The 26138-nt window shown below is 73.2% G+C and carries 22 protein-coding genes; 8 read left to right on the forward strand and 14 right to left on the reverse strand.

Annotation, left to right across the window (positions count from 1 at the left end; all coding sequences use genetic code 11):
- Positions 1-61 precede the first annotated feature (61 nt).
- Positions 62-1075: a PDZ domain-containing protein gene (locus O7597_RS06315; protein WP_269738159.1), complete on the reverse strand. Its 1014-nt coding sequence runs from the start codon at positions 1073-1075 to the stop codon at positions 62-64.
- A gap of 115 nt (positions 1076-1190) precedes the next feature.
- Here O7597_RS06315 and O7597_RS06320 point away from each other — a divergent pair, with 115 nt between their 5' ends.
- Positions 1191-2489: a zinc-dependent metalloprotease gene (locus O7597_RS06320; RefSeq protein WP_281582233.1), complete on the forward strand. Its 1299-nt coding sequence runs from the start codon at positions 1191-1193 to the stop codon at positions 2487-2489.
- 29 nt (positions 2490-2518) lie between these two features.
- Here the strand turns inward: O7597_RS06320 and O7597_RS06325 are convergent, their stop codons facing one another.
- A complete protein-coding gene (locus tag O7597_RS06325; protein WP_281582234.1) occupies positions 2519-3205 on the reverse strand; it encodes a hypothetical protein in 687 nt (228 codons plus the stop codon).
- Between the two features lie 32 nt (positions 3206-3237).
- Positions 3238-3759, reverse strand: coding sequence for a M48 family metallopeptidase (locus tag O7597_RS06330; RefSeq protein WP_281582235.1), 522 nt, complete (start codon positions 3757-3759; stop codon positions 3238-3240).
- A 533-nt stretch (positions 3760-4292) separates the two neighbouring features.
- Here O7597_RS06330 and O7597_RS06335 point away from each other — a divergent pair.
- The 3 genes from O7597_RS06335 to O7597_RS06345 all read left to right on the forward strand — a co-directional run bounded on the left by O7597_RS06335 (position 4293) and on the right by O7597_RS06345 (position 7099).
- Entirely contained in the window at positions 4293-4460 is a 168-nt protein-coding gene (locus O7597_RS06335; protein WP_012014940.1) for a DUF5679 domain-containing protein, read from the forward strand.
- A 193-nt stretch (positions 4461-4653) separates the two neighbouring features.
- Positions 4654-5700 carry a hypothetical protein gene (locus O7597_RS06340; protein ID WP_269738163.1) on the forward strand — a complete coding sequence of 349 codons (1047 nt, stop codon included), beginning with the start codon at positions 4654-4656 and terminating at the stop codon, positions 5698-5700.
- A 70-nt stretch (positions 5701-5770) separates the two neighbouring features.
- A complete protein-coding gene (locus O7597_RS06345) occupies positions 5771-7099 on the forward strand; it encodes an AarF/ABC1/UbiB kinase family protein (RefSeq protein ID WP_281582236.1) in 1329 nt (442 codons plus the stop codon).
- A 302-nt stretch (positions 7100-7401) separates the two neighbouring features.
- On the opposite strand, the gene O7597_RS06350 is transcribed toward O7597_RS06345, so the two are convergent.
- The 3 genes from O7597_RS06350 to O7597_RS06360 form a co-directional block, all read right to left on the reverse strand.
- Positions 7402-7767: a WhiB family transcriptional regulator gene (locus O7597_RS06350; RefSeq protein WP_099849908.1), complete on the reverse strand. Its 366-nt coding sequence runs from the start codon at positions 7765-7767 to the stop codon at positions 7402-7404.
- A gap of 134 nt (positions 7768-7901) precedes the next feature.
- Positions 7902-8186, reverse strand: a complete 285-nt coding sequence (locus O7597_RS06355; RefSeq protein WP_269738165.1) for a hypothetical protein — start codon at positions 8184-8186, stop codon at positions 7902-7904.
- 139 nt (positions 8187-8325) lie between these two features.
- The gene (locus O7597_RS06360; protein WP_281582237.1) at positions 8326-10479 is read right to left on the reverse strand and encodes an ATP-dependent DNA helicase UvrD2; all 2154 of its coding nucleotides are present in this window, start codon (positions 10477-10479) and stop codon (positions 8326-8328) included.
- 92 nt (positions 10480-10571) lie between these two features.
- Between O7597_RS06360 and O7597_RS06365 the strand changes: the two genes are divergently transcribed.
- Positions 10572-10814, forward strand: coding sequence for a mycoredoxin (locus tag O7597_RS06365; protein WP_269738167.1), 243 nt, complete (start codon positions 10572-10574; stop codon positions 10812-10814).
- Between the two features lie 35 nt (positions 10815-10849).
- Here O7597_RS06365 and O7597_RS06370 read toward each other — a convergent pair whose 3' ends face one another.
- Entirely contained in the window at positions 10850-12271 is a 1422-nt protein-coding gene (locus O7597_RS06370) for an MFS transporter (RefSeq protein ID WP_281582238.1), read from the reverse strand.
- 233 nt (positions 12272-12504) lie between these two features.
- On the opposite strand from O7597_RS06370, the gene O7597_RS06375 reads away from it, so the two are divergent.
- The 3 genes from O7597_RS06375 to O7597_RS06385 all read left to right on the forward strand — a co-directional run bounded on the left by O7597_RS06375 (position 12505) and on the right by O7597_RS06385 (position 14275).
- Positions 12505-13485, forward strand: a complete 981-nt coding sequence (locus tag O7597_RS06375) for a helix-turn-helix transcriptional regulator (protein WP_269738169.1) — start codon at positions 12505-12507, stop codon at positions 13483-13485.
- A gap of 67 nt (positions 13486-13552) precedes the next feature.
- Positions 13553-13789 carry a DUF397 domain-containing protein gene (locus tag O7597_RS06380; RefSeq protein WP_269738170.1) on the forward strand — a complete coding sequence of 79 codons (237 nt, stop codon included), beginning with the start codon at positions 13553-13555 and terminating at the stop codon, positions 13787-13789.
- A gap of 213 nt (positions 13790-14002) precedes the next feature.
- Positions 14003-14275 (forward strand): hypothetical protein, encoded by a 273-nt coding sequence (locus O7597_RS06385; RefSeq protein ID WP_269738171.1) that lies wholly within the window; start codon positions 14003-14005, stop codon positions 14273-14275.
- Positions 14276-14458: 183 nt separating this feature from the next.
- Here the strand turns inward: O7597_RS06385 and nudC are convergent, their stop codons facing one another.
- The 7 genes from nudC to O7597_RS06420 form a co-directional block, all read right to left on the reverse strand.
- Complete coding sequence (nudC, locus tag O7597_RS06390) at positions 14459-15352, reverse strand: NAD(+) diphosphatase (RefSeq protein WP_281583199.1); 894 nt, start codon at positions 15350-15352, stop codon at positions 14459-14461.
- A 103-nt stretch (positions 15353-15455) separates the two neighbouring features.
- Positions 15456-16784: a pitrilysin family protein gene (locus O7597_RS06395; RefSeq protein WP_281582239.1), complete on the reverse strand. Its 1329-nt coding sequence runs from the start codon at positions 16782-16784 to the stop codon at positions 15456-15458.
- A 114-nt stretch (positions 16785-16898) separates the two neighbouring features.
- Positions 16899-18212 carry a pitrilysin family protein gene (locus tag O7597_RS06400; protein WP_281582240.1) on the reverse strand — a complete coding sequence of 438 codons (1314 nt, stop codon included), beginning with the start codon at positions 18210-18212 and terminating at the stop codon, positions 16899-16901.
- A gap of 97 nt (positions 18213-18309) precedes the next feature.
- Positions 18310-18492, reverse strand: a complete 183-nt coding sequence (locus O7597_RS06405; protein WP_281582241.1) for a hypothetical protein — start codon at positions 18490-18492, stop codon at positions 18310-18312.
- A gap of 264 nt (positions 18493-18756) precedes the next feature.
- Positions 18757-18960 carry a cold-shock protein gene (locus tag O7597_RS06410; RefSeq protein WP_013735772.1) on the reverse strand — a complete coding sequence of 68 codons (204 nt, stop codon included), beginning with the start codon at positions 18958-18960 and terminating at the stop codon, positions 18757-18759.
- Positions 18961-19191: 231 nt separating this feature from the next.
- Positions 19192-22560 carry an ATP-dependent DNA helicase gene (locus O7597_RS06415; RefSeq protein ID WP_281582242.1) on the reverse strand — a complete coding sequence of 1123 codons (3369 nt, stop codon included), beginning with the start codon at positions 22558-22560 and terminating at the stop codon, positions 19192-19194.
- Positions 22557-26075: an ATP-dependent DNA helicase gene (locus tag O7597_RS06420; RefSeq protein ID WP_281582243.1), complete on the reverse strand. Its 3519-nt coding sequence runs from the start codon at positions 26073-26075 to the stop codon at positions 22557-22559. The genes O7597_RS06415 and O7597_RS06420 overlap by 4 nt, the downstream gene beginning before the upstream one ends.
- Positions 26076-26138 lie beyond the last annotated feature (63 nt).

Consider the following 26138-nt stretch of genomic DNA (forward strand, 5'->3'; position numbering starts at 1 on the left):
ACCAGGCACCCAGAGTACGGGGTGTTCCTGAAAGCGTGAGCGCAAGGTCATGCCGCGCGGATCAGCAGTACGTCGGCTCGCCCCCGGAACGCAGCGTCTCCAGCGCGTCCAACGCCTCGTCGAGCGAGCCCACCTTGACCAACGGCAGGTCCGGCTGCCGGTTACGCACCGCCTCGGCGCAGTTGGCCGCCGGCACCAGGAACGTGGTCGCGCCGGCCTGCTTCGCGCCGACCAGTTTCTGCGGGATCCCGCCGATCGGGCCGACCTGCCCGGCGTCGTCGATGGTGCCGGTGCCGGCGATGATCCGACCGCCGGTCAGGTCGTCCGGGGTCAGCTTGTCGATGATGCCCAGGGCGAACATCAACCCCGCGCTCGGGCCACCGATGTCCTTCAGATCGAAGGAGAGGGTGAACGGGTGCGGCTGCTGCTGCTCGATCTCGACGCCGATCCGGGGCCGACCGTCCTGCTCCTGACTGGTGATGGTGTCGGTCCGCGCGGCGCCGTCCCGGGTGTACCCGATCCGCAGCGCCGTGCCCGCCGGCTTGGCCCGGATCAGGTCGGTCAGCCGGGAGGCGAACGGCACCGGTTCACCGTCGACCGAGGTGACCACGTCACCGGGGCGCAGCACCCCGGCCGACGGCCCGTCGGCGGCGACCGTCTTGACCACGACCTGCACCTCGTACCCGAGTTCCCGCAGCGCGGCGGTCTCCGCGCTGGTCTGCGAGACCTGGAAGTCCTCGGCGTTGCGCTGTTCCACCTCTTCCTGGGTCTCCCCCGGCGGGTAGACCAGTTCCCGCGGCACCACGGCCTGTTCGTCGGAGAGCCAGCCCTGGATGGCCGAGCGGAGCTTGACGCCGGGCTGCACCCCCACCGTCGTCAGCCGCAGCTGGCCGGCGGAGGTCGAGGTCTCCCGGCCGGTGACCTGGATGACCTCCTTGCCGTCGGCCTGGCCCAGTGTGTCGACGGTCGGGCCGGGACCGAGCACCACGTACGGCACGGGCGCGCCGAGCACCCCGATGCTGAGCAGTGCGGTGAGCAGGGCACCGAGCAGGACGGTCAGGCCGCGACGTCTCATGCGGCAGAGCGTACCGATCCCGCTCGCGGCGTCCGGCCGGCACGAGGCACGACTTCGCCCTCAGCGCAACCGCGGTGGCGGCGACCCGGGGCCGGGCGCGCGTACCGTAGACGTCGTGCCTGATATTCCGTTCGGTTTCGCGCTACCGGGTGGGCAGCCGCCCGACCCCAACGACCCTGCGCAGATGCAGCAGTTCATGTCGCAGTTGCAGCACCTGCTCTCCGCGTCGGGCAGCGGGCCGGTCAACTGGGACCTGGCCCGTCAGGTGGCGGCCAGTCAGCTCGCCGCGGCGGGCGACCCGGCGGTCTCCCCCTACGAGCGCCACGCGGTGGAGGAGGCGCTGCGCATCGCCGACCTCTGGCTGGAGCCGGCCTCCGCGCTGCCCTCGGGCATCCGGAACACGGTGTCCTGGAACCGCAACGAGTGGATCTTCAAAACGCTCGACGTCTGGCGCAAGCTGTGCGACCCGGTGGCCAGCCGGATGGTCGGCGCGATGGGTGACCTGGTTCCGCCGGAGGCCCGGGCCCAGCTCGGCCCGATGCAGTCGATGGTCGCCACGCTCGGCGGCGCGCTCTTCGGCGGTCAGCTCGGTCAGGCCCTCGGGTCGCTCGCCGCGGAGGTGCTCTCCGCCGGCGACATCGGCCTGCCGCTCGGCCCGGCCGGCACGGCCGCGCTCATCCCCGCCAACATCAAGGCGTACGGCGAGGGACTGGAGCTGCCCGAGGACGAGGTCCGCCTCTACGTGGCCCTGCGGGAGGCGGCGCACCAGCGGCTCTTCGAGCACGTCCCGTGGCTGCGGGGGCACGTCCTCAACGCCGTCGAGACGTACGCCGCCGGCATCCGGGTGAATCGCGAGGCGATCGAGGAGGCGATGGGTCGGGTCGACCCGACCGATCCGGAGTCGATGCAGGCGATCGCCCTGGAGGGCATCTTCACACCGGAGGACAGCCCGACCCAGAAGGCGTCGCTGGCCCGGCTGGAGACGGCCCTCGCCCTGGTGGAGGGCTGGGTCTGCCACGTGGTCGACGGCGCGGCCGCCGGGCGGCTGCCGAACGTCGTGGCGCTGGGCGAGGCGTTTCGCCGCCGCCGGGCGGCCGGCGGGCCGGCCGAGCAGACCTTCGCGGCCCTGGTCGGGTTGGAGCTGCGGCCCCGTCGGCTGCGCGAGGCCGCGGCGCTCTGGGCGGCGCTCACCGAGCACCGGGGAATCGCCGGCCGGGACGCGCTGTGGGGACACCCCGACCTGCTTCCCTCCGACGACGACTTCGCCGACCCGGTGGCCTTCGCCATGGCCGACACCGATCTGATGACCGAGTTGGAGAACTTCGACTTCTCCGCGCCGGGTGGTCCGGAGGAGAAGGCCCCGGGCGAGACGGAGCGCCCCGACGACGCCGAGGGCGGCGAGGGCCGCAGCTGATCGGCGGTCGCGGGAACGGTGCGCCGGTGTCAGCCGCTGTGGCCGGCACCGGACAGCAGCGACCGGGTGTGCTCCCACCCGCTCAGTGCCGGATCGAGCCGGGCCAGGTCGGCCGGGCCGCGCAGCCGGTGCCAGGAAGGGGTCACCGCGAGGTCGCCCGGGCGGGGGGCCGCCGCCCGCACCGCCGCCGGCACCGTGGCGTCCAGGTCCAGCGGCGGCAACCAGGACGGCACCGGTAGCCGGGCCGCCACCCCGAGCAGCCCGGGGAGGCCGCCCTCGGCCGGGGCGACGGCGACCGGCCGGCTGGTCAGCGGTCGAAGCAGCTTGCCGACGGTGAGTCCGGGCAGGTCGGGTGCGTCCCCGGCGACGACCGCCACCTGCTCGTAGCGGTCGTCCGTCGCCGGGGTGGGTTCGCCCGCCGGCCCGGCGCCGGGCGACAGGTCCGTGCCGTCTGGGCCGTGGGCGCCGGTCAGGGCGGCGAATACCGCGTTCGGGCTCGGCTCGGGCACCTCGTACACCCTCGTGCCGGGCCAGATCACCGCGTCGGCCAGCCAGCGGTCGGCTGGCGTGACCGCCACCGCGGTGTCCACCTCGTTGAGCATGGCGAGCAGATCCACCACGTCCTCGGCGAGCGCGCTGCGCCACCGCACCGGGTCGACACCGGGTGGTGCCCAGGCGATCGGCGCGAGCAGCGCCACCACCACACGTCGGGCCATTCACCGACCCTACCGCTGCGGCACCTCGGTACTCAGGGGGTGCCGGCGACGGCCGCCACGCCCTCCAGGTAGCCACGCGCCCGTTCGGTCTTCGGGTACCTGCCGACCAGCGCCCAGAACTGTGCGTTGTGACTGGACACGATGAGGTGCACCAGCTCGTGCAGCAGCACGTAGTCGATCACCCAGTCCGGCATCTCCTGGAGGCGGTGGGACAACCGGATCGAGCGGTCCGCCGGGGTGCAGGAGCCCCACCGCCCGTTCTGGTTGCTCACCCACCGGACGCTGGCCGGCAGCGCCTGGTCGCCGTACTCGGTGAGATAGAGCTTGATCAACCGGCCGGCGCGGCCCAGCAGTTCCGCGTCGGAGCGGACCAGGCGCCCCTCGCGGGCCGCCAGCCGGGCGAGCATCCGGTCGACCCATTCGCTTTCCTCGGCCCGGGAGAACTGATCGGGAATGAGGACCACGACCCGCTCCCCGTCGCGGTAGGCGGACACCGTGCGTCGCCGGCGCTGGCTGCGCCGTACCTCGACGACCGGCTTCCGCGGCCCAGCCATCAGTGGACCGCGCAGCCTCGGTTTGCTGTCACGTTGGCAAGCTAATGCGTTGTGACCAGGGGTCCGCAAGAGTCAACCCCCCGACACGCGTCCGGAAAATGGGGATTGGTCGCCAGGAGTCCAGAAAAATTTCTTGCCAAACCCGGGGTGGCCGTCACGGTCACCCTTCGTGGTGGCCCGGGAGGTGTCACACCCGGACCGACCAACACGGTAAGTGATCATCGTCGGGAAGCCCAAATCAGGGCCGCGCACCCGGCTCGGCGGCACCACCAGCGCAATTGCGGGGTACCGGTCGGCGTGTCCCCGGCAAACTGACCGATCTAACCCAATTCGACGTGCACACTCTCGACGTCGCCTTGCTCACAGTGGCAATGCGCAGCTGACATGGAACCGCCCACACCTGGGTAGGGTCCGCCAACCAGCGGTCACGTAGGTGGCCGCCGGACAGGACCGGCGCCGGACGCCCTGAGCGACCGCCACCGGAGACCCACCGGGTCGTTATCGACCGGTGGACGACACGAGGAGGGCACACCGTGGCCGACCAGGCCCAGACCTACAACGGTTACTGCGTCAAGTGCAAGGAGAAGCGGGACTTCGAGGGCCGTGTCGAGGTCTCGAAGACCGGCATGAACATGGCCAAGGGCAAGTGTCCGGTATGTGGCACAACAGTGAACCGCATCCTGGGCAAGGCGAAGGTCTGACGAACACGTACCGGGACGGGGGGTGGCCGGTGGCCACCCCCCGTCCGCATGCACGGTGACTGTCGGCCCACCGACAGCACCACTCGCTGGCTGTGGATAACTCGCCGAATCCTGTGGACAACCCAGGATCTGGGTCCAGCCACCTGTGGACAACGATCGACGGAACGCGCGGAAGCGGTCACTATTCGTGTCCATGACGCGAACCGCCGAACGTCCGCCGTCGCCCCGTCCCTGTCTACTACCGGGACTCGCCCGTCTCTGGCGCGACCGGCACACCCTCCAGCTCGGCCTCGGCCGAGAGCGGGCGGTCCTGATCGAGGTGGCCGACCCCCGGGCGGTCCGGCTACTCGACCTGCTCGACGGCACCCGCAGCGAGCGGCAGGTGCTGGCCGGGACGGACGTCCGACCGGACCACGCCCGCGCCCTGCTCGACGCCCTGCGCACCGCCGGTCTGGTGGTGCCGGCGCACACCCTCCTGCCCCGGGATCTCACCGGACCTCGACGGACCCGGCTCGCCGCCGAGGCCAGCGCGCTGGCGATGGCGACCGCCCGACTTCCGGGCACCCCCGCTCAGCTGCTCCGACGCCGCTTGGCGGCCCGAGTGACGATCACCGGCGGCGGTCCGCTCGGTCCCGCCATCGCGGTCGCGCTGGCCCAGGCGGGCGTCGGTCACGTCCACCCCGACCTGCCCGGAGCGGTCCGCCCGCTCGACCTCGTCGGCACCGGGATCGTCGCCACCGAGATCGGGCGTCCGCTCGACGCCGCGACCCGGGCAGCGATCCAGCGGGCCGCCCCGGGCACCGGCACCGGCCCCCTGCGGCGACCCCGTCCTGACCTGGTGGTGCAACTCGGCTCCGACCGGCCGGCCGCGCTGCTGGCCGCGGGCCATGCCCAACGGCGACAACCGCACCTGCTGGTGGACGTCCACGAGGGGGTTCCGACGGTCGGCCCGCTGGTCCGTCCGCCGGTCGGTCCCTGCCTGCGTTGTCGCGACCTGCACCGGGCCGACCGGGATCCCGGCTGGCCGGCGCTCGCGGCCCAACTCGCCAGCAGCCCGCCCGCCGCGGCCTGCGCCGTGAGTCTCGTGCTGGCCGCGACCGGGTACGCCGTCGGCGAGGCACTGAGCCAGCTCGACGGCGGTACCCCGGAAACCCTCGGCGGGTCGGTCGAGGTGGTGGCCCCGGGCACCCTCCGGCGACGCTACTGGCCGCCGCACCCGCGCTGCCGGTGTGGCGGGTGAGCGGGTGCACAGGTGGCGCGGGTACGGCTGACGGCAGCAGCGGGCCGGCCTGGTCGGTAACAATGAGCAAGTGACCGACATCCCGCGCCGGGCCGTGTCCCGCACCGCCAAGCTCGCCGCTCTGCCGCTCGGCTTCGCCGGCCGGACCGTCCTCGGCATGGGAAAGCGCGTCACCGGGCTCGCCTCCGACGTGATCTCCGCCGAGATCCAGCAACGCACGGCCGAGCAGTTGTTCAGCGTCCTCGGCCAGCTCAAGGGTGGGGCGATGAAGTTCGGTCAGGCGCTGTCGGTGTTCGAGGCCGCCCTTCCGGAGGAGATCGCCGCGCCCTACCGGCAGGCGCTCACCAAACTTCAGGAGGCCGCGCCGCCGCTGCCTGCCGCCAGCGTGCACAAGGTGTTGGCCGAGCAGCTGGGACCGGCGTGGCGGGACCGGTTCGTGAGCTTCGACGACTCCCCGGCCGCCGCGGCGAGCATCGGGCAGGTGCACCGGGCGGTGTGGCGGCTGCCGGACGGCACCGGCCGGAACGTCGCCGTGAAGATCCAGTATCCCGGCGCGGGCGACGCCCTCCTCGCCGACCTCAAGCAGCTCTCCCGGCTGGGGGGCATGTTCCGGGCCATCCAGCCCGGGCTGGACATCAAGCCCCTCCTGGTCGAGCTGCGGGAGCGGATCACCGAGGAGCTGGACTACGAGTTGGAGGCGGAGTCACAGCGAGCCTTCGCCGCCGGATACGCCGACGATCCGGAGATCTACGTGCCGGAGGTGTTCCACGCCTCGCCTCGGGTCCTGGTCACCGAGTGGATTACGGGCACCCCGTTGGCCGACATCATCCGGTCCGGCACCGAGGAGCAGCGCGACGAAGCGGGTCGGTTGATGGCCACCCTGCACCTCTCCGCGCCGGCGCGGACCGGGCTGCTGCACGCCGACCCACATCCGGGAAACTTCCGCCTGCTGCCCGACGGCCGACTCGGCGTGATCGACTTCGGGGCGGTGGCGCGGATGCCGGACGGTACGCCGGAACCGATCGGGCGCATCGCCGGGCTGGCCCTGCGCGGTGACGCCGACGAGGTGGAGGCCGGATTGCGGGCCGAGGGCTTCGTCAGTGGCGCGGAGCCGATCGACGCCCACGCGCTGCTGGAGTTCCTACGGCCGATGCTGGAGCCGATCGCCGCCGACGAGTTCCGGTTCACCCGGGCCTGGCTGCGGGCCGAAGCCACCCGGCTGGCCAGCCCGCGCTCCCCGGCGTACCAGTTCAGCCGGCAGCTCAACCTGCCGCCGTCCTACCTGCTCATCCACCGGGTGACGCTCGGGTCGATCGGGGTGCTGTGCCAACTGGAGGCCAAGGCGCCCTACCGGGGCATCCTGGAGCGCTGGTTGCCGGGATTCGCCCCGGTCGGCTGACCCGGACACGACGACGGCGGGCGGGGACCACATCGGTCCCCGCCCGCCGTTTGCGGTGTTCGTCCTACAGAACGCCCAGCTCGCGGGCCGACCGGGCACGGCCGGTCATGGCGATGGTACGGGCGGATCGGGTTGCCTCAGTGCTCGTGGTGGTGCGACCGGCCTGAGGCCGGAGCATTCGAGCCCTCGACAACGCTTCGTGGAGTAGGTACATCTCGGCTCCGTTCGGAAGGTGCAGCATGGTGGTCAGCTTTCGCTCGGCCGGTGCGACACCGGCGGGGTTGGTCCGGATCGGGAACATGTCAGGCAGCCAGCCGGACAGCGCTGCGCGACGCGGCGAGACCATTGGCCGCCAGTCGCGCCTCGGCCTCGACCCGCAGCTCGGCGTCACGGGCGAGGTCCTCCTTGCGCGGGCGGCCACGGGGCCGCTTGCGCGGAACGACCGCGCCACGCTCGAAGATCTCGCCGCCCCAGACGCCCCACGGCTCGGCCCGCTCGACCGCGCCGGCCAGGCACTCGACGCGCAGCGGGCAGTCCCCGCAGAGCGACTTGGCCAGTTCCAGCTCGGTGGGCGAGTCGGAGAACCACAGGTCGGGGTCGAACTTCCGGCAGGGCAGGTTCGCCTCCACCTCGACGCTCACGTCGAGTGGGGCCAACGCCAGACTCATCGCCCGGTCACCTCTCTCTCACTGCGATCTCGTGGATCGCTGTTCCGACGTACTTCGGCGGTGCAAAAAAAAACTGAGGCCGCGGATCCCGGTGTGCGGGTTCCGCGGCCTCGAGGTGAGCCGGTGGTCTGTGGTCAGACCGGTCTACCTCGAGGTGGAACACCGCGGACGTCCATCCGCTTGTTGACGCCATCGACGCCCTTGCCCGTGAAGCCACTGCTCCCCTGGAGCCCGTGCGTGACCGGTGCGAGGATCAGCTCGGCCTGAATCTCGGCCCGGTGCACCTGCGGAGCCCACGGTCGCGCGGCGACGGTGGTGGCCCGGACGCCCGCCAGCACAGCGGCGGTCGTCGGGGCAGCCGACAGCGGAGCGACGGCAACGGGCAGCGCCGTCGGACGCTGGTAGATGTAGCTCTCCATCGGTGCCACCTCCTTGACGTTCACTCGTGGTCGACCCGGACACAGACCCCGTGAGCAGCCCGAACAGGGCCCCCTTCCGAGGTGTGCCCTGAGGCTATGCCGGCCGGTGGGGCGAGGGCAAACGAATTAACGGCCAGATTCAGAAAGTTTTCTGTGGGCAGATCTCGTCGACAGTTGCGCCACCCACCAACGCCAGCACCGCCTCCCCGTACAGGCCCAGCTTGCGCGGACCTATCCCGGCTATCGCGACCAGCTCCTCCGCCCGTCCCGGCCGCCGCTCGGCCAGGGCCACGAGCGTCGCGTCGGTGAAGACCACGTACGCGGGCACCTTCTGCGTGCCGGCCACCCGGGACCGCCACTCGCGCAGCCGTTCGTGCAGTTCGTCGTCGATGTCGGAGGGGCAGGTGGCGCATCGGCCCAACTTGCGGTCCGGCCCGGCGAGCAGGGTGGTGCCGCAGATCCGGCAGGACACGATCCGGGTCGCGGCCCGCCGCTGCGGGGTGCGCGCCGTCCGTCCCCCGGCGGCCCGCTCGGTCGGCGAGGTGGGCGACAGTTGTGGCAGGAAACGGCACGGCCGCCGGGGCCGGCCGCCCGGCGAGCGCGCCGAGGCGTACGACAGCCAGAGCCAGTGCCGGGCCCGGGTGATACCGACGTACAGCAGTCGGCGTTCCTCCTCGACCTGCTCGGTGGTGCGGGCGTACGTGGTGGGCAGCGTGCCCTCGGCCAGGCCGACCAGGAAGACGGCGTCCCACTCCAGCCCCTTGGCGGCGTGCAGGGAGGCCAGCGTCACCCCGTCCACCGTCGGCACGTGCTGCTGGGCCGCGCGCCGGGCCAGCTCCTCGGTGAAGTCGGTGAGGGTGACCGGACGCTCCACCGTGGCGGCCACGCCGAGCGGCAGGATCTCCGGCGTGGCCGCGTAGTCCTCGGCCAGTTGCACCAGCGCGGCCAGCGCCTCCCACCGCTCGCGCGCGGCGCCGCCCGGCGGCGGCGCGTCGGGTGCCCATCCGACGCCGGCAAGTGCCTCGACCACCGCCGCCCGCAGCGGGGTCTCACCCGGCAGGGACCGGGTCGCCGCACGCAGCGCGACCATCGCCTGGCACACCTCGGCGCGTTCGAAGAACCGCTCCGCCCCCTGGACCTGGTACGGCACGCCGGCCTCGGCCAGCGCCTTCTCGTACGCCTCGGACTGCGCGTTGGTGCGGAACAGCACGGCGACCTCGCGGGCCGGGGTGCCGGAGTCGATCAACGCCCGACAGCGGGCGGCGACCGCGGCGGCCTCCGCCGGTTCGTCGGTGAAGATCCGCCGCTCCGGCTCCGGACCGGCCGGGCGCTGCCCGACCAGTTCCAGGCGTAGCCGCGCCTCGGTGCCCCGGGCCTGCGAGATGACCGCGTTGGCGAGCCCGACCACCTGCGGCGTCGACCGGTAGTCGCGGACCAGCCGGATCACGGTGGCCGTGCGGTGCCGACGCGGGAAGTCGACCAGGTACGCCGAGGTCGCCCCGGTGAACGAGTAGATGGTCTGGGAGGCGTCGCCGACCACGGTCAGGTCGTCGCGTCCGCCGAGCCAGGCGTCCAGCAGCCGCTGCTGCAGCGGGTTGACGTCCTGGTACTCGTCGACGACCAGGTGTCGGTACTGGTTGCGGACCTGCTCGGCGACGTCCGGATGCTCCTCGATCCCCCAGACCGCGGCGCGCAGCACGTCCTCGAAGTCGATCACTCCGCCGGTCCGCTTGAGCCGCTCGTACGCGGCGAACACCTCCGCCACCTTCGCCGGTTCGTACGAGGTCTCCCGCAACGCCTTGGCCGCGGCCACCACGTAGTCGCCCGGCTCGACGAGGGAGGACTTGGCCCACTCGATCTCACCGGCGAGGTCACGGGCGGCCGTGCGGTCGGCCCGTAGCCCGGCTCGCGCCGCGGCGAGGGTGACCAGCCGCACCTTGCTGTCCAGCAACTCGGGCATGGCCCGACCGTCGAGCAGTCGGGGCGCGAAGTAGCGCACCTGGCGCAGCGCCGCCGCGTGGAAGGTACGTGCCTGTACGCCGGCCACGCCGGCCACGGCGAGCCGCTGACGCAGCTCCGCGGCGGCCCGGGCGGTGAAGGTGACCGCGAGCACGTGTCGAGCCGAGATCTCACCGGTCAGCGCCCGGTACGCGATCCGGGACGTGACGGCCCGGGTCTTGCCGGTGCCCGCGCCGGCGAGCACGCAGACCGGGCCGGCCGGGGCGGTCACCGCCGCGCGCTGCTCCGGATCGAGCCCGGCGAGCACGCGAACGGACGCGGAGTTAACCACCACAGCGGGGAATTGTCGCAGCTTCCCCGAACGTTGCAGCGGATAGCCTGTGCTTGATCGGCAAGCCACCGGGCGCGACGTTGGAGGATCTGACCATGCTGACGATGTATTCCACTCCCTGGTGCGGCTACTGCCACCGGCTGAAGTCGCAGCTCGACCGGGAGGGGATCGCCTACCAGGTGGTCGACATCGAGCAGGATCCGGCGGCTGCGACGTTCGTGATGAAGGTCAACGGCGGCAACCAGACGGTGCCCACGCTACGTTTCGCCGACGGCAGCGCGCTGACCAACCCGTCGATCAACCAGGTCAAGCAGCACCTGGCGAGCATCGCCGCCTGACCACGCCCGCGCCGAGCGCGCTCGTGCCGCGTCGATCATGATGGTGTTGCCCTGACCCGGGCAACACCATCATGGTCAACTGCGCCGGAGCGGGTCGGAGTCCGGGTGCGGGCATCGACCTCGCCCTGCCGCTGCTCGGGTGCTCGGCGTTGAGCGGGCACCCGCGGTCCGGCCGGCGGTCCCGGTGGTGGGCTCAGGTGGCGACCACGCCAGAGGTAGTTGCCGGCGAGCAGGGTCGCCAGGCCGACCGACGCGAACACCAGCCGGTAGTCGAGCAGGGCGACGACCAGCGCACCCAGGCCGATCGAGAACGCCTGCGGGCACCTGACCGCCGCCTCTGCGGCGGCGGCCACCCGCCCGAGCAGTTCCGGTGGGGTCCGCCGCTGGATCAGGGTGTGCAGCCCGACCAGGGCCAGCGGCAGCGACAGACCCGCCATCAGCACCGCGGCGAGACCGAGCCACAAGTTCGGGTACGCCAGCAGCAGCGCGGCGGGTCCGAACAGCGCCACACCGACGGCCAGCGCACCCAGCTCACCGACCCGCCGCAGGACGGTGGCGGAGAGCAGCCCACCTATCAGGCCACCGATGCCCTGCACGGTGAAGAGCACGCCGACGAACGCCGGTTCCCGACCGAGCCCCCGGTCCACGTACGCGAAGATCAGCGACTCGGTGAAGCCCATCACCAGCGAGCCGAGCCCGTATCCGAGCAGCGCACGCCGCAACGCCGGCTCGTCCACCAGGTGGCGGAGCCCGGCGAGAAGTTCCGCCGCCCAGCGTGGTCGGTGCCCGACGCCGTCCGCCGGCAGGCCGGCCGGCGTGTCCGAACCGGCCGACGTGCCCGGCACGGGTGACAGCCCGGGCCCGGGGTGCGGCGCGGGTGACGTGCCCGGCCGGGTGGTCGTCCCGGGCGCGCCGACCACCACGGCGGCGACGAGGAACCCGGCCATGCCGACCACGGCCAACGGCCAGCCACCGAGTGCCACGTAGAGGCCGGCGCCGGCGAGCGGGCCGATCAACCGCAGCCCCTGCCGGGCTGTCTGCAACGCCCCGTTCGCCTCGCCGAGCAGGTCCGGTGGCACCAGTTCCCGTACCAGGCGGCTGAGCACCGCCCCGACGGTCAGGTTCGACAACCCGTACGCCGCGGCCACCGCGTAGATGAGCCACAGATCCGCCGCGCCGCGGACCGCGAGCAGGGGGGTGAGCAGCAGCGCCGTCGCGAGGTTCGTGACCACGAAGCAGGGGCGCCGCGGATACCTGTCGACGAACCACCCGACCAGCGGTGCCAGCATGCGTGGCGCGAGGATGACGAAGATCGTGGCACCGGCGAGGCCGTCCGATCCGGTCAGGTCCTTCACCCAGACGGCGAGCGCGAGCAGCAGGATCGACTCCGCGGTCATGCTGGCCAACAGTCCACCGAAGAGCAGACGGAAGTCCGGGCGACTCAGGACGGTGCGCATTGATCCTCCGGTGGCGCGACTCGGGTGCGGCGGGCGGGTTCGGCGGGGCGGGTTCGGCGGAGCCGGCGACGCTCTGTCGCGCCGACCGGAGTCGCTGTCGGGTCTGCGTATTTCCGATGACACGCCCGCCGCCGGTGCCGCCGGCGCCAGTCGCGACGTCCATACTGACCGTGGGGGGCGAATTTCATACGGTTACCGTCGCCTCCGCGGCGGTCGACGGAAAAGAGGACACTGTGCCTCCTGCCGTACCCAGCCCGATCCTGCGCCGCCGCCGGCTCGGCGGCGAACTGCGCCGCTTGCGGGAGGCCGCCGGGCTCACCGGCGACCAGGTCATCGAACGTATCGGCTGGGCTTCCGCGTCCAAACTGTCCCGACTGGAGAACGGTCGCAGCCGACCCGATCCGGGTGACGTCCGGGATCTGCTCGACCTCTACCACGTCGACGACACCCTCCGGCTGGAACTGCTCGGCATCACCCACGAGGCCGGCGACATGCGTGGTTGGCTGAAGCGGTATCCGGCGATGACCCAGCAACAGCGCGGCTTCGCCGAGCTGGAGGCGGGTTGCGCCGAGATCTCCGAGTACAACCCGGTGTTGGTGCCGGGGCTGTTGCAGACCACCGGGTACGCGCGGATGCGAATCTCCTCGGCCTGGCAGGTCGACCAGGCCGCCGGTGCGCCGGAGGCCGAGGACGAGATCGAGACCGAGATCAGGGCCCGGTTGGCGCGTCAGTCGGCGCTCACCCGGGAGACCGACCCGCCGCGCTACACGGCGGTGCTGGAGGAGTCCGCACTCGGCCGCCGGGCCGGACCGCCCGAGGTGCTCCGGGAGCAGCTGACGCAGCTCTGCGAGCTGGCCATGCTGCCGAACGTCACGCTGCACGTGCTGCCCCGGGACACCCCGATCGGCCAGTGGTACCTCCCGCCGACCGCGTTCTCGGTCTATCGGTTCGCCGATCCCCTCGATCCGGAGACGCTCGCCATCGAAGGTGGCTTCACCGACGTCATGTCGACCGAGGTAATCACCCTAAATCGCTATAAAGTGGTGTTCGAGTGGCTATGCACGGCGGCACTTTCCGCAACGGACACCCTCTCCTGGCTGATGGATACGTCGGGACGGCTGTCCAGCGCGGCGGTCCCGCCCACTGTGGCGGGTGGTCCGGCAACGGCGCCGACCCAACGCCGCAGATCCTCCGGGCGCCTGACGGAACGGTGACCAGCACCGGCCCGCCGTCGGGACGTGCGGTGCCACTCGGTCCATCGGTTCACCTCAGGAGCGCACGATGAACGAGTTCCGCAACACGCCGTCCGTCCTCGCCCAACTCGCGGACGCACCCTGGCGCACGAGTACCCGCAGCCAGACCTCCAACTGCGTGGAGGTCGCGCCGCTGTCCATCGGTCCCGCCGCAGTGGCGCTACGCGACAGCAAGGACCGTGGTGGTCCGGTGCTGCTGTTCGGCCGGGTGGGATGGCAGGGCTTCATCTCCGGTGCGAGTAACGGGCAGTTCGACAAGCCCTAGCACGCGGACATCCCGCGGGGCCGCCGGCTGAACAGCCGGCGGCCCCCGTCGTCGTCTGCCCCCACCGACGCTGAGCAGGGATCGGATGATCGGTCGGGGATGCCGACCGATGGGCGCGTTTCACTTGCTGGGACGAGCGCCGGGCGTACGATGGCGGCATAGTGACGTGGAACTTCCACGCTTCCACCCGTCGCGACACATCCGGAGACCCACATGCGGTTCCTGATCGTTCGCACCGACATCCGCACCGCCGCCGACGCCGACATCACCGCCGCCTGGGCGGACGGCCAGCGCCTGCGGGACGAGACCGCCAGGCCCGAGCCACGCCGCCAGGTCGTCCACGCCGACGACCGCGACGCCGCACTGCTGCTGGCCCGCGCGATCGCCACCGTGGGCGCCGTCCGCTCCGGGAAGCAACGGGTCAAGGTGCTGCCGCTGGACGACCCACGCCACCACCGGGCCGTCGCGGACTGGCCCGGCACCTGATCCACCGCACGTCCGTCGTGGTCGACCGGCTCCCCCGCCGAGTTCCTCACCCAGCCGACCACGACGGCCCGTGTCCCCGGTCCGTGACCGCCGCGGCAACGACGGTCACGGGCCGGGGCCGCACCCGTCGCCCGCGCCGCCGAACGCTGCGGCGCCACCCTCAGCGGCGCCGCGCCGGGCTGATCAGCGTTCGTCGAGCCAGCGGTGCACCAGGAACAGGGCGATCGACGAGGGCGGTGGCAGCAGCAGGCGGGTGTCGCCCACCTCGACCGGCCGGCCGGCGAGCGCCGTCTCGATCTCCTGCCGGGAGAACCAGCGCGCCTCGGCGATCTCGGCCGGATCGAGCCGCAGCGGGTGCGCCGGGTCGGCGGTGGCCAGGAAGCCGAGCATCAGCGAGCCGGGGAACGGCCACGCCTGGCTGCCCGCGTACGCGATGTCGCGGACCTCGACGCCGACCTCCTCGCGGACCTCGCGCAGTACCGCGGCCTCGGCCGACTCCCCCGGTTCCACATAGCCCGCCAGGCAGGAGAACCGCCGTCCGTCCGTCGAACTTGGCCAGGTGGCGTTGTTGCCGAGCAGGCACCGGCCCTCGCCGCCACCGACCCCGTCGTGCACGAGCACGATCATCGCCGGGTCGGTACGCGGCCAAACCCGCTCGCCGGTGCGGTCCACCCGGCTCCAGCCCGCCTCGTCGGTCCGGGTCGGCTCACCGGTCACCGGGTGGTAGAGATGCCGCAGATGCCAGTTGGTCAACGCCAGCGCGGTGGTGAACAGTCCGGCGTCCCGGTCGCTGAGCAGGTGCCCGATGGTCCGCAGCTGGGCCGGCCGGCTCTCCGGCACCGACGGCAGGGTGCCGTGGACACAGAAGACCGCCGTCCCGTCCGGCTCGACGCCGAGGAACATCGCCCCGGCGGCGAGGGCCGGCGGCAGGCCGTCGGCACCCACCAGCACCAACTCCGGTACGGCGGTGTCGGTGCGGACCAGCGCCTGCCCGCCCGCCGCCACGTCCAGCACCAACACCCGCGCACCGGCCCAGGCCCGGGCCAGCCACTGCGGATCGGTACGCCGGTGCGCCATCCGGTCCAGCGTGGACCGGGCCAGCGGCGGGCTGTCGTCCCCGCGTTCACTCACCACGGCGCGTGACCCCGGCACCCGACGACCACCGCGTGACGCACGTCCGTCACGGAACAGCGACGGTCTCGACCTGGGCCAGCGTGGCCAGTGCGGCGGCGACCCGTTCGGCGTCGCCGAGCACGACCGTGACCGCTCGGGACGGCGCGAGATAGCGAGCGGCCGCCTCGGTGACGTCGTCGACGCCCACCTTCGCCAGCCGGGCCGCGTGTTCGGCCAGGAAGTCCAGCCGCAGCCCGTTGCCGGCGTAGGCGCTGACCAGCGACGCCAGCCCGGCCTGGGTGGAGATGCCGAGCTGGAGCGTACCGAGGGCGTACTGCCGGGCCTGTTCCAGCTCGTCCGGAGCGGGCGGCACGGTGGCGAGCCGACCCAGCTCGTAACTCGTCTCCAGCAACGCCGGCGCCGTCACCTCGGTGGCCACCTCGGCGGCGGCCACCAGTACCGAACCGGCCACCGCGTGCTCGATCAACGAATGCGGACCGTAGGTGTAGCCCTTGTCCTCCCGGATGTTCTCCACCCAGCGCGAGGAGAAGTAACCGCCGAAGATCAGATTGGCCAGTTGCAGGGCGGCGTGGTCGGGATGGGTACGCGGCACCGCCGGCAACGCCACCCGCATCGACGACTGCACCGATCCGGGCCGGTCGACAAGCAGCAGCGGGCCCGGTTCCAGCGGCGGGGCGGGCGGCACGTCGGCCGGGTGCCCGGCACCGTTCCAGCCACCGAGGGCCTTCTCGGCCGCGTCCAACGCCCGCTCCGGGCGCAGGTCGCCGACCAGCACGAGCACCGCGCCCGCCGGATGCACCCGTTGGGCGTGCAGCGACCGCAACGCCGCCGGGCGGACGGCTGCGACCTGCTCCGGCTCCGGTGTCTGCACGGCGTACGGGTGGCCGTCGAAGATCCGCCGCAGCAGTGCCGTACGGGCCAGGTGCGCCGGCTGGCTCCGGGCGACCTGGATGCCGTCGACGAGCCGGTTCCGCTCGACGCCCACCCACCCGGCCGGGTAGTTGGCCCCGGTGAGCACCTCGGCGAGGATCTCCAGCATCCGGTCCAGCCCGGTGGCCAGGCCGGTGCCGGAGATCATCAGCCGATCCGGGTCGAGCCCGGCGGAGAGGCCGCCGCCGATCTTCTGCAGCTCCGCGGCGATATGCACGCTGCTCATCGTCTCGGTGCCGGAAAGCAGCGTCTGCGTGAGCAGGTGTCCCCGGGCCAGGTGGGCCCGCCCGAAGGGCATCCAGAGCCGCAGCTCCACCAACGGGACCGCCGGCCGGCGCACCACGATGACGGTGAGTCCGTTGCCGAGGGTGCGCTCGGCCTGCCGGGGCAGCTTGAGCCGGCGGGTCGGACCCAACGGCGGCAACTGCCGCAACCTCGCGCTCACCGGCCACCCTCCGTTCGCGACTGCGGGGCTCGCAAACCCGGCTCACTCCTCGCGCTCACCGGCCACCCTCCGTTCGCGACTGCGGGGCTCGCAAACCCGGCTCACTCCTCGCGCTCACCGGCCACCACCTTCGGGGAGGACCTCGACGGACGCGCGGCGCTCCGGGCGCAGGGTGGCCGCGGCGGCCCGGACCTGCTCCTCGGTGACCTCGCCGATCAGACTGGGCAGCTCGCCGAGCAACCCCGGCTCGCCGCGCTGCTGTTCCAGCACCGCCATCCGCAGTGCCCGGCCGAGCACCGCATCGGTGTCGCGGAGCAGGTGGGTGGCCATCCGCGCCTGGGTACGCGCCAGTTCGCCGTCGCCGAGCCCGTCGTGGGCGAGCCGGTCCAGTTCCTCGTCCACGGTCCGCAACACCTTGTCGACGTCGCCACCGGGCGGCAGATGCGCCTGGAGCAGCAGCGCGGTCGGGTCGCGTACGTCGAACGGATCACCCATGAAGCCCAGGTAACCGCCGACGCTGGTCACCGTGCGCTCCCGACGCACCAACCGCTCCACCAGCCGCGACGCGTCACCGTCGGTGAGCACCTCGGCCAGCACCACGTACGGCAGGTAGGCGGCGAAGTCGCCGATCGGGTCGGGCACCCGCCACGCCGACGCCACCGCCGGCAGCGGGGCCAACTTGTCGGGGTACGCGGTGCGCCGCTCGACGGTCAGGTCCGGCTCGGCGAAGTCCGGCCGGTCGGGTGCCGGGCGGGCCGGTACGTCACCGAAGTGTCGCTCGATGAGCGTGACCGCCTCGGCGGTGTCGATGTCCCCGCTCACCGCGAGCACCGCGTTGCCGCTGGCGTAGTAGTGCCGGAAGAAGTCGGCGGCGTCGGCGACGGTGGCCGACTCCAGATCGTCGAAGGAGCCGTAGCCGTCGTGTGCGTTGGGGAAGGTGTCGAAGAGCACCGGCGGCAGGGTCAGCCAGGGAAACCCGCCGTACGGCCGGTTGAGCACGTTGACCCGGATCTCCTCCTTGACCACGTCGACCTGGTTGCGCAGGTTCTCCTCGGTCAGCCGGGGACCGCGCATCCGGTCGGCCTCCAGGAACAGCGCCCGTTCCAGGGCGTTGCTCGGCAGGGTCTCGAAGTAGTCGGTGTAGTCCAGGTGGGTGGAACCGTTGAAGGTGCCGCCGGCGCCCTGCACGTACCGGAAGTGGGCCAGCTTCTCCAGGTTCTCCGAGCCCTGGAACATCAGGTGCTCGAAGAGGTGCGCGAAGCCGGTGCGTCCCTCCGGCTCGGAACGGATGCCGACGTCGTAGACGACCGCCACACCGATGACCGGAGCGCTGCGATCGGGGGTCAGGACGACCCGTAGGCCGTTGTCGAGGGTGAACCGTTCGACCGGATACCTCGTCGCTGGGATTCTCGCTCTGCGGGTCGGCACGGATCCGACCCTAACGTCTCGGCACGCCCGCCGGTGCCGGCGGGCGAGGAAGCGCACGCGCGGTAGGTCGGTCGGCGGCCCCTGGCGCGCCCGCCCGTCAGCCGGACGCGCTGCCGGTGCGGTCGGTTGGTGCCGGGACGTGCAGATCCACCAGGCCGGACGGAGCTGACCCGCCCGGGGTGGCCGGCCAGGGCGCGAACGTCACCGCCGTGGCCAGCAACAGCCCGACCGCCGCCACCGCGATCACCAGGAGCAGCTCACGAGCCGCCGAGCCCACCATGGTCGTCCTCCCCCGCGCCGATCACGGGCCCCCCGGCCCTGCCCCGCAGCCAGGGTCGCGGAGCCGGGCGAGGAAGACAGTCGCCCACCCGACGGTCGACAGGCTGATTACCGACTCAGGGTTGTGGCGCTGGTCGGCACGGCTCGGAGCGGACCTGAAGCGCCGGGCGCGCCGGGACCGACCCGCGCGGAGAACACGGACGGCCGGGCCGCCACCGGTGCGCAGAGCACCGCGACGACCCGGCCGACACCGGGTGACCGACGGTCAGAGCGGACGGATGTTCTCCGCCTGCGGGCCCTTCTGGCCCTGCACGACCTCGAACTCCACCCGCTGGTTCTCGTCGAGGCTGCGGTAGCCGGAGGACTGGATCGCCGAGAAGTGGGCGAAGACGTCCGCGCCGCCGCCGTCCGGGGTGATGAAGCCGAAGCCCTTGTCAGCGTTGAACCACTTGACGGTGCCAATAGCCATGCTTGTTTCGTCTCCTTGACGGAACGTCAACTCCGCACCTGTTGCGGAGTTGAAAGAGGAATGTCCCGGACGAACCTGCCCGGAACGCCTGTCGCTGCTGGTCGCCCCGCCCGGAGAAGTCCGGACATAACAAAGAGCGCCTGGGGCCACATTCCGCCAGGCGCAAACAGAGCTGGTAACCGAAACTGCAACGAGGGAACCCTACCACGGATCCGGCGACACGCCAGTGTTTCACGTCGACTCGGGAACCGATCTGATCAACGCGGTCAGTCCCTCGACGTCGAGCAGGTCCGCCGGCCGAACGGTCGCCCCGTCCCGCACGTAGTGGAACGCCGCCCCGACCCGGTCGACGGGCACACCGGCCAGTTCCGCCCAGGCCAACCGGTAGACCGCCAGCTGCACCGCCGCCACCTCGGCGGCGGTGCCCTCCGGCCGCGCGCCGGTCTTCCAGTCGACCACGTCGAAGCGGTCGCCGGGCCGGCGGAACACGGCGTCCATCCGGCCGCGTACCACCACGCCGCCGATCACCGTGGCGAAGGGCACCTCCACCTCGACCGGGGTGCGGTCCGCCCACTCGCTGGCCAGGAAGCGCCGTTGCAGCTCGGCCAGTTCCTCGTCCGGCGCCGCGTCGGCGTCCGCCGCCCCCGGCAGCTCGTCGGTGTCGAGCAACCGGTCCGCGCCGAACCGCTGCTCCAGCCAGGCGTGGAACGCGGTGCCCCGGCGGGCGTACGGGTTGGGCTCGGTCGGCATCGGGCGGCGCAGTGCCCGGGCCAGCCCGGCCGGATCCCGGCGCAACGCGACGAGTTGCGTCACCGACAGCTGTTCGGGCAGCGACACCTCGACGGGGCCGGCCAGCCGGCTCAACTCCGCCCGCTCGGCCAGCAGCAGATCGGCCTCCCGCCGCCACCGGAGTACCTCCGGATCCGCCCCGGCCGGGTCGTCCGGCCGGTCCCCGTCGTCGCCGTCACCGTCGCCGTCGGTCAGGAAGCGGCGCACCAGCGCGGCGGCCTCGGCCAACACCGGACGGCGGGGACCGAGCGGGTCGGCGGGCCACTCGGCCCGCAGTACCACCTCGGTGGTCGGGTTGACCGCGTCCGGCGCGGGCTCCGGGGTCCACTCGTCGACCAGGTGACCGGGACCGCCGGCCAGGCAGGCGTCGTGCACCTCGCGCAGCAGCGGCGACGGGCCGCGCGGCCGCTTGGTGCCCTCACCCCACCAGTGACCGGAGCAGAGCAGCAGCCGCCGGGGCCGGGTCACCGCCACGTACGCCAGCCGTCGTTCCTCCCGCTCGTCGTGGGCGCGCCAGGCGTCGGTGAAGTCCTCCACCGCCCGGGCCACCCCGCGCTGGTCGGCCACCTCGGCCAGGGCCAGCTCGGGCAGCCCGTCGGCGTCGCCGCGCAGTGGGAACGGCAGCACGCCCAGGCCGCCGAGCCAGTGGTCCGAGTTGCGGACCGGTCCCGGCCACACGCCACGACTCAGCCCGGCCACCGCCACCACGTCCCATTCCAGCCCCTTGGCGGCGTGGGCGGTGAGGATCTGCACCGCCCCCTCGACCACCTCCACCTCGCCCGGCGCGAGACCGCGCTCCTCGTCCTCGGCGGCGGCGAGATAGGCCAGGAACCCGGCGAGCGTGGCGGCCGGTGACTCGCCGCTGAACCGGGCGGCCACGTCACCCAACGCGTCCAGGTGGCCCCGGGCCAGTCCGGCGTCACCCGCACCGTCGCGGCCGGCCCGCACCGCCACCTCCACGTCCAGCCCGGTGGTCCGCTCCACGTCCGCGATGAGTTCCGGCAGGGACTGGTCCAACCGGTAGCGGAGCAGGCCCAGTTCCCGCGCGTACGCGCGCAGTCGCGCGTAGCCCTCGGCCGAGTACGCCTGCGCCGGCCCCAGGTCGGCAAGCGCCTCCACCAGGGTCGCCTCGTCGAGGCGGTCGGGAGTGATCTCCGGAGCGCCGTCGTCGGCGAGCCGGCGGCGGGCCGCCGCGATGGCCCGGGCCCGGCGGTGCAGGGCCACCAGATCCCTTGGCCCGATCCGCCACCGGGCACCGGTCAGCAACCGCAGCAACGCGGCACCGTCGGTCGGGTCGGCCAGCACCCGCAGGGTGCAGACCACGTCGCGTACCTCGGGGGTGTCCAGCAGGCCACCGAGCCCGACCACCTCGACCGGCAGGCCGCGTTCACGCAGCGCCGCCGCGATCGCCGGGATCTGGCTGCGCAGCCGGACCAGCACCGCCGTGGTCGGCCGTCGAGTCACCGGGATCTGCTCGGGCAGTACGCCCGGGCTGCCGGCCGCGCCCCGCCAGGCGCCCAGCAGACTGTCGGCGATCCACTCCGCCTCGTCGGCGTACGTCGGCAGCAGCGCGCAGTGCACCGTGCCGGCGGCGGCTCCGCGCGGGCTGCGATGCGGGATCGGGTCGTCGACGCCGAACGCGGCGTGCAGCTCGGGCACCTGGGCCCCGGCCGCGCGCAGCGGCGTGGCCAGCGCGTTGGCCACCGCCAGGATCTCCGGTCGGTTGCGCCAGCTGGTGGTCAGCCCGAGCACCGAGGCCGGTGCACCGTCGGCGCGGGCGAACTCGGTCGGGAAACGGTCGAGGGTGCCGGCGCTGGCTCCCCGCCAGCCGTAGATCGACTGACAGGGATCACCCACCGCGGTCACCGGGTGTCCGCCGCCGAACAACGCCTTGAGCAGCACCACCTGGGCGTGGCTGGTGTCCTGGTACTCGTCGAGCAGCACCACCCGGTAACGACCGCGCTCGATCTCGCCGACGCCGGGATGGTCCCGGGCCACCCGGGCGGCCCGGGCGAGCTGGTCGGCGAAGTCCATCGCCTCGAAGTCGTCCTTGCGGCGGACGTACCCGCGCACCAGCGGCAGCAGCTTCAACCGGGTCTGCTGGAGGGCCAGAGCCTTGCGTACCCCGGCGTAGACCCGCCCCGGACGCGACTGCACGTCGGCGAAGAACCGGCCGGTCCAGGCGGCCAGCTCGTCCGGTTCGACCAGGTGCTCGTCCAACTCGCCGGCGAGCGCCAGCACCGCGTCGGTGACCGTGCTCGGCATCCGGTCCACCTCGGACATGTCCCCGTCGTAGTTGCGCACGATCAGGTCGACCAACTGCCAGCGGGACGCCTCGGTCAGCAGCCGGGTGGAGGGCTCGTAGCCGGCGCGCAGACCGTGCTCGGTGACGATCCGCCCGGCGTACGAGTGGTAGGTGGCCACGGTCGGTTCGCCGGTGAGCGGGTCGTCGAGCGGGTTGCGCTCCCGGCGGCCCAACCGGCGGACCAGTTGGTCGAGTCGGACGCGTACCCGGTGCGCCAGCTCACCGGCAGCCTTGCGGGTGAAGGTGAGGCCGAGCACCTGCTCCGGCCGGACGTACGAGTTGGCCACCAACCACACCACCCGGGCGGCCATCGTCTCGGTCTTGCCCGAGCCGGCACCGGCGACCACCAGCAGCGGCTCGACCGGCGCGGCGATGATCGCCGCCTGTTCCCGGGTGGGGGCCGGCAGCCGGAGCAGCTTCGCCAGCTCCACCGGCGTGTACCGGGGGCCCGCGTCGGCGGCCCGGGGCGCCGGCGGGACCGGCTCGAACAGGGTGGGCTGGGTCACGGCTCCACCACCTGCCGACCCTGACCGGACACCGGGCAGCTGCTGCGGACCGGGCAGACCCGACACTTCGAGTTGGCGACCGCCGCGAAGGTCGCGGCCGCCATGGTGTCGGCGGTGCGACGCACCAGCGCGGTCGCCCAACCGGCCTCGGGCCCGTCGGTGGCGGGTGGCTGGGCCTGCTCGCGGGCGTCCCTCGCGCCGGTGCCGAGCTGCACGAGTGCCGCGCCGCCGGGCTCGTCGCCGAACTCGGCGAACGCGCCGGCCTCCACCGCCGCCTGGTACGCACCCAGTTGCGGGTGTTCGGCCACCTCTCCCTCGGTCACCGCGGTGGACTTGCCGGTCTTGAGGTCGACCACCACCAGCCGGCCGGCCGCGTCGACCTCCAACCGGTCGACCCGGCCGGTCAGCTCGACCGGCCGGTGCGGGTCGTCGAGGCGTACCGCGAACTCCTGTTCGATGGCGAGCAACCGCCGCGGGTTGGCGGCCAGCCAGCGCAGCAACTTGTCGACCATCGCCTCGGCACGGGCCTGCTCCGGACCGACCATCCACCGCGCGGCCAGTTCGATCGCGTCGAAGCGCGCGGCCACGTACTCCAGCAGCGTCTCCCGGTCGGCCTGGGCGTCCTCGGCGAGCATCGCCGCCGCGTGCACCAGGTTGCCGACACCCTGCGCGGTGCTGGCCGGTGCGCTGCCGCCGTGCCGTTCCAGCAGCCACCGCAGGCTGCACCGCAGCGCGCTCTCCATGCCCGACGGGGTTACCCGCACCGGCTCGCCGTCGTCGACGAGCGGCCGGTCGTCGGAGAGCGGGCGCAGCCCCCACCAGTCGTCGGGATGCGCACCGGACACTCCGGCGGCGGCCAGCCGGGCCAGTTCGGCCGCCGCCGCGCGCCGCCGGGCGACCGGCGCCGCCGGGTCGACGACCGCGGTACGCAGCTCCGCCACCAACGCGGGCAGCGTGAGCGCCCGGGGCGGCCGACTCAACGGCAGCCGGCCCGACGCGGGAGGCTCGCTCGCGGTGGTGTCCGCCGGGTCAGCGTCGCCCGGGTTCTGGCCCAGCGGAGCATTGCTGGCCCTCGACGGTTCCGGCGAGGTCGACGGCCCGCCCGCGGACGATGGCGTGTCCGGTGGCCGGGGCGGCGGCGGACCGGCGGACCCCTCGACGGCGTCACCCGGGTCGTCGATACGGCCCAGCTCGTAGAGGAAGCGGCTGGGTTGCTCCTCGTGGTCGTCGCCGCCGACGGAGGCGGAGGCGACCGCGCTGACCAGCAGCCGCCGCCGGGCGCGGGTCACCGCGACGTGGAACAGCCGCCGCTCCTCGTCGAGCAACGCCGAGGTCTGCCCCACCACGGTGGCCATCGCGACCGCGCCGTCCCCCCGGCCGGCCAGCACGTCGACCAGGCGCTCCGAGCCGAGCAGGCTGCCACGCAGCCGTAGATCCGGCCAGACGCCTTCCTGGACCCCGGCCACCGCGACCAGGTCCCATTCGAGTCCCTTGGCCGCGTGCGCGGTGAGCAGCCGCACGGCGTCGCCCCGGTCGGCGGTCGGCGCGAGCGTGTCGGCCGGCAGCTCCTGACCGAGCACGTGGTCGAGAAACACCTCGGTACGCGCGCCCGGCAACCGGTCGGTGAACCGGGCGGCGGCGTCGAAGAGAACCAGCACGGCGTCCAGGTCACGGTCGGCCGCCTCGGCCCGGCGACGCCGGGCGAGATCCCCCTCGCCGGCCACCGCCGGGCCCCGGGTCAGCGCGGCCGACCACAGCTCGGCCAGGCCGCTGGCCCGCCACACGGCCCAGAGGACCTCCTCCGCGGTGGCGGCCGGCCGGTCGGCCGCCTCCCGGGCCACGGCCAGCAGCCCGGCCACCGTCTGTGCCGGTTCCGCCCAACGCCGCTCGACTCCGGAAAGCTCGGTCGGGTCACGGAGCGCCTCGATGATCAGCTCCCCGGAGGGCCGGCGGTCACCCCGGGCCAGGGCGAGGGCGCGCAGGCCCTGCCGCAGCCGTCGCTCCGCCAGCGGGTCGGCGCCACCGAGCGGTGAGTGCAGCAGCGCCACGGCGGCCTCCTCGTCGAGCCGCTCCGGCTCCAGCGCGCAGCGCAGCAGGAGCAGCAGCGGCGCGACCGCCGGTTGCAGGTGCAGCGGCAGATCCTCGCCATGCACCACGGTCGGCACGCCGGCCGCGTGCAGCGCCCGACGCAGCCCCGGCAGTTGCCGGGCGGTGGAGCGGACCAGCACCGCCATCCGCGACCACGGCACGCCGTCGAGCAGGTGCGCCGCGCGTAGCGCGTGCGCCAGCCACGCCGCCTCGCTCGTGGTCGAGGAGAACGTGCGCACCTCCACACTCCCCGCCGGAGTGTCCGGCAGCGGTCGCAGCCGCCGGTGCGCGGCCGGCCCGCGCAGCCGTCGGGCCAGCCGCGCGGTGGCGGCCAGCAGCCGCTCGCCCGCGCGGTAACTGGTGCTCAGCAGCACCTGGGCGGCCGGCGCGCCGGACGCGGTGCGGAACCGGTGCGGAAAGGACGTCACGCCGCCCGGATCGGCGCCCCGGAAGGCGTACGTCGAGGAGTCGGGGTCGGCGAAGGCGACCAGGGGCAGGCCGCCGCCGGCCACCGTGTCCAGCAGCTCCAGCTGCGCGGGGTCGGTGTCGGCCAGCTCGTCGACGTAGACGTACGCCAGCCGCCGTCGCTCGGCGGTCAGCAGCTCCGGATCGTCGCGCAGCATCCCGGTGGCGGCCCGGACCAGCTCCGCCGGGTCGTAGGCGACCGAGCCACGGTTGGCCACGTCGCGCAGGGCCAACACGGCGACGTACTGCCGGAGGAACCGGGCGGCGGCCGGCCAGTCGGCGCGGCCGAGCCGCTCGCCGAGCCGGGCCAGCTCGACCGGGCCCACACCCCGCTCGGCGGCACGCATCAGCAGGTCGCGTAGCTGGGCGGCGAAGGCCCGGGTGCCCAGCGCCGGCCGCAGATCCGCCGGCCAACCGACCGGGTCGTCGTCGGGCTCTCCGTCGGGTTCCGCACCGACGACGTCCAGCAACTCGCGGATGATCAGATCCTGCTCCGGGCCGGTGAGCAGCCGGGGTGACGGTTCGCCGCGTTCGGCGGCGGCCCGCCGCAGCAACCCGAAGGCGTACGCGGGAAAGGTGCGCACCAGCGGCTCGCGCAGCACCCGCTGACCGGTCGCGGCGATCCGCGCCTCGATCCGGTGCCGCAGGTCGGCGGCGCCGCGTCGGCTGAAGGTGAGCACCAGGATCCGCTCCGGGTCGACTCCCTCGGTGACCCGGGCAGCGACCGCCTCGACGAGGGTCCAGGTCTTCCCGGTGCCCGGGCCGCCCAGGACGAGCATCGGACCGGCGGTGTGCGCGACCACCTCCGCCTGTCGCGGATCGATCCGCCCCGGCCCGTCATGGCCCGAAGGTGTCTGCTCCGGTGCGGCCTTCGGATGGGCGGCGCCCGAGGGCGACCCGGCGGACGGGCCGTTCCCCTCGGTCGGCCCGGCGGGCCGACGCACCAACCGGTACGCCTGCATCCCGCCATCCCATCACGGCCCTGCGACACCGTCCGACCCGCCACACCCGGGTCCGGTCAGCAC

The sequence above is a fragment of the Verrucosispora sp. WMMC514 genome (assembly GCF_027497295.1).
Classification (GTDB): Bacteria; Actinomycetota; Actinomycetes; order Mycobacteriales; family Micromonosporaceae; genus Micromonospora; species Micromonospora palythoicola.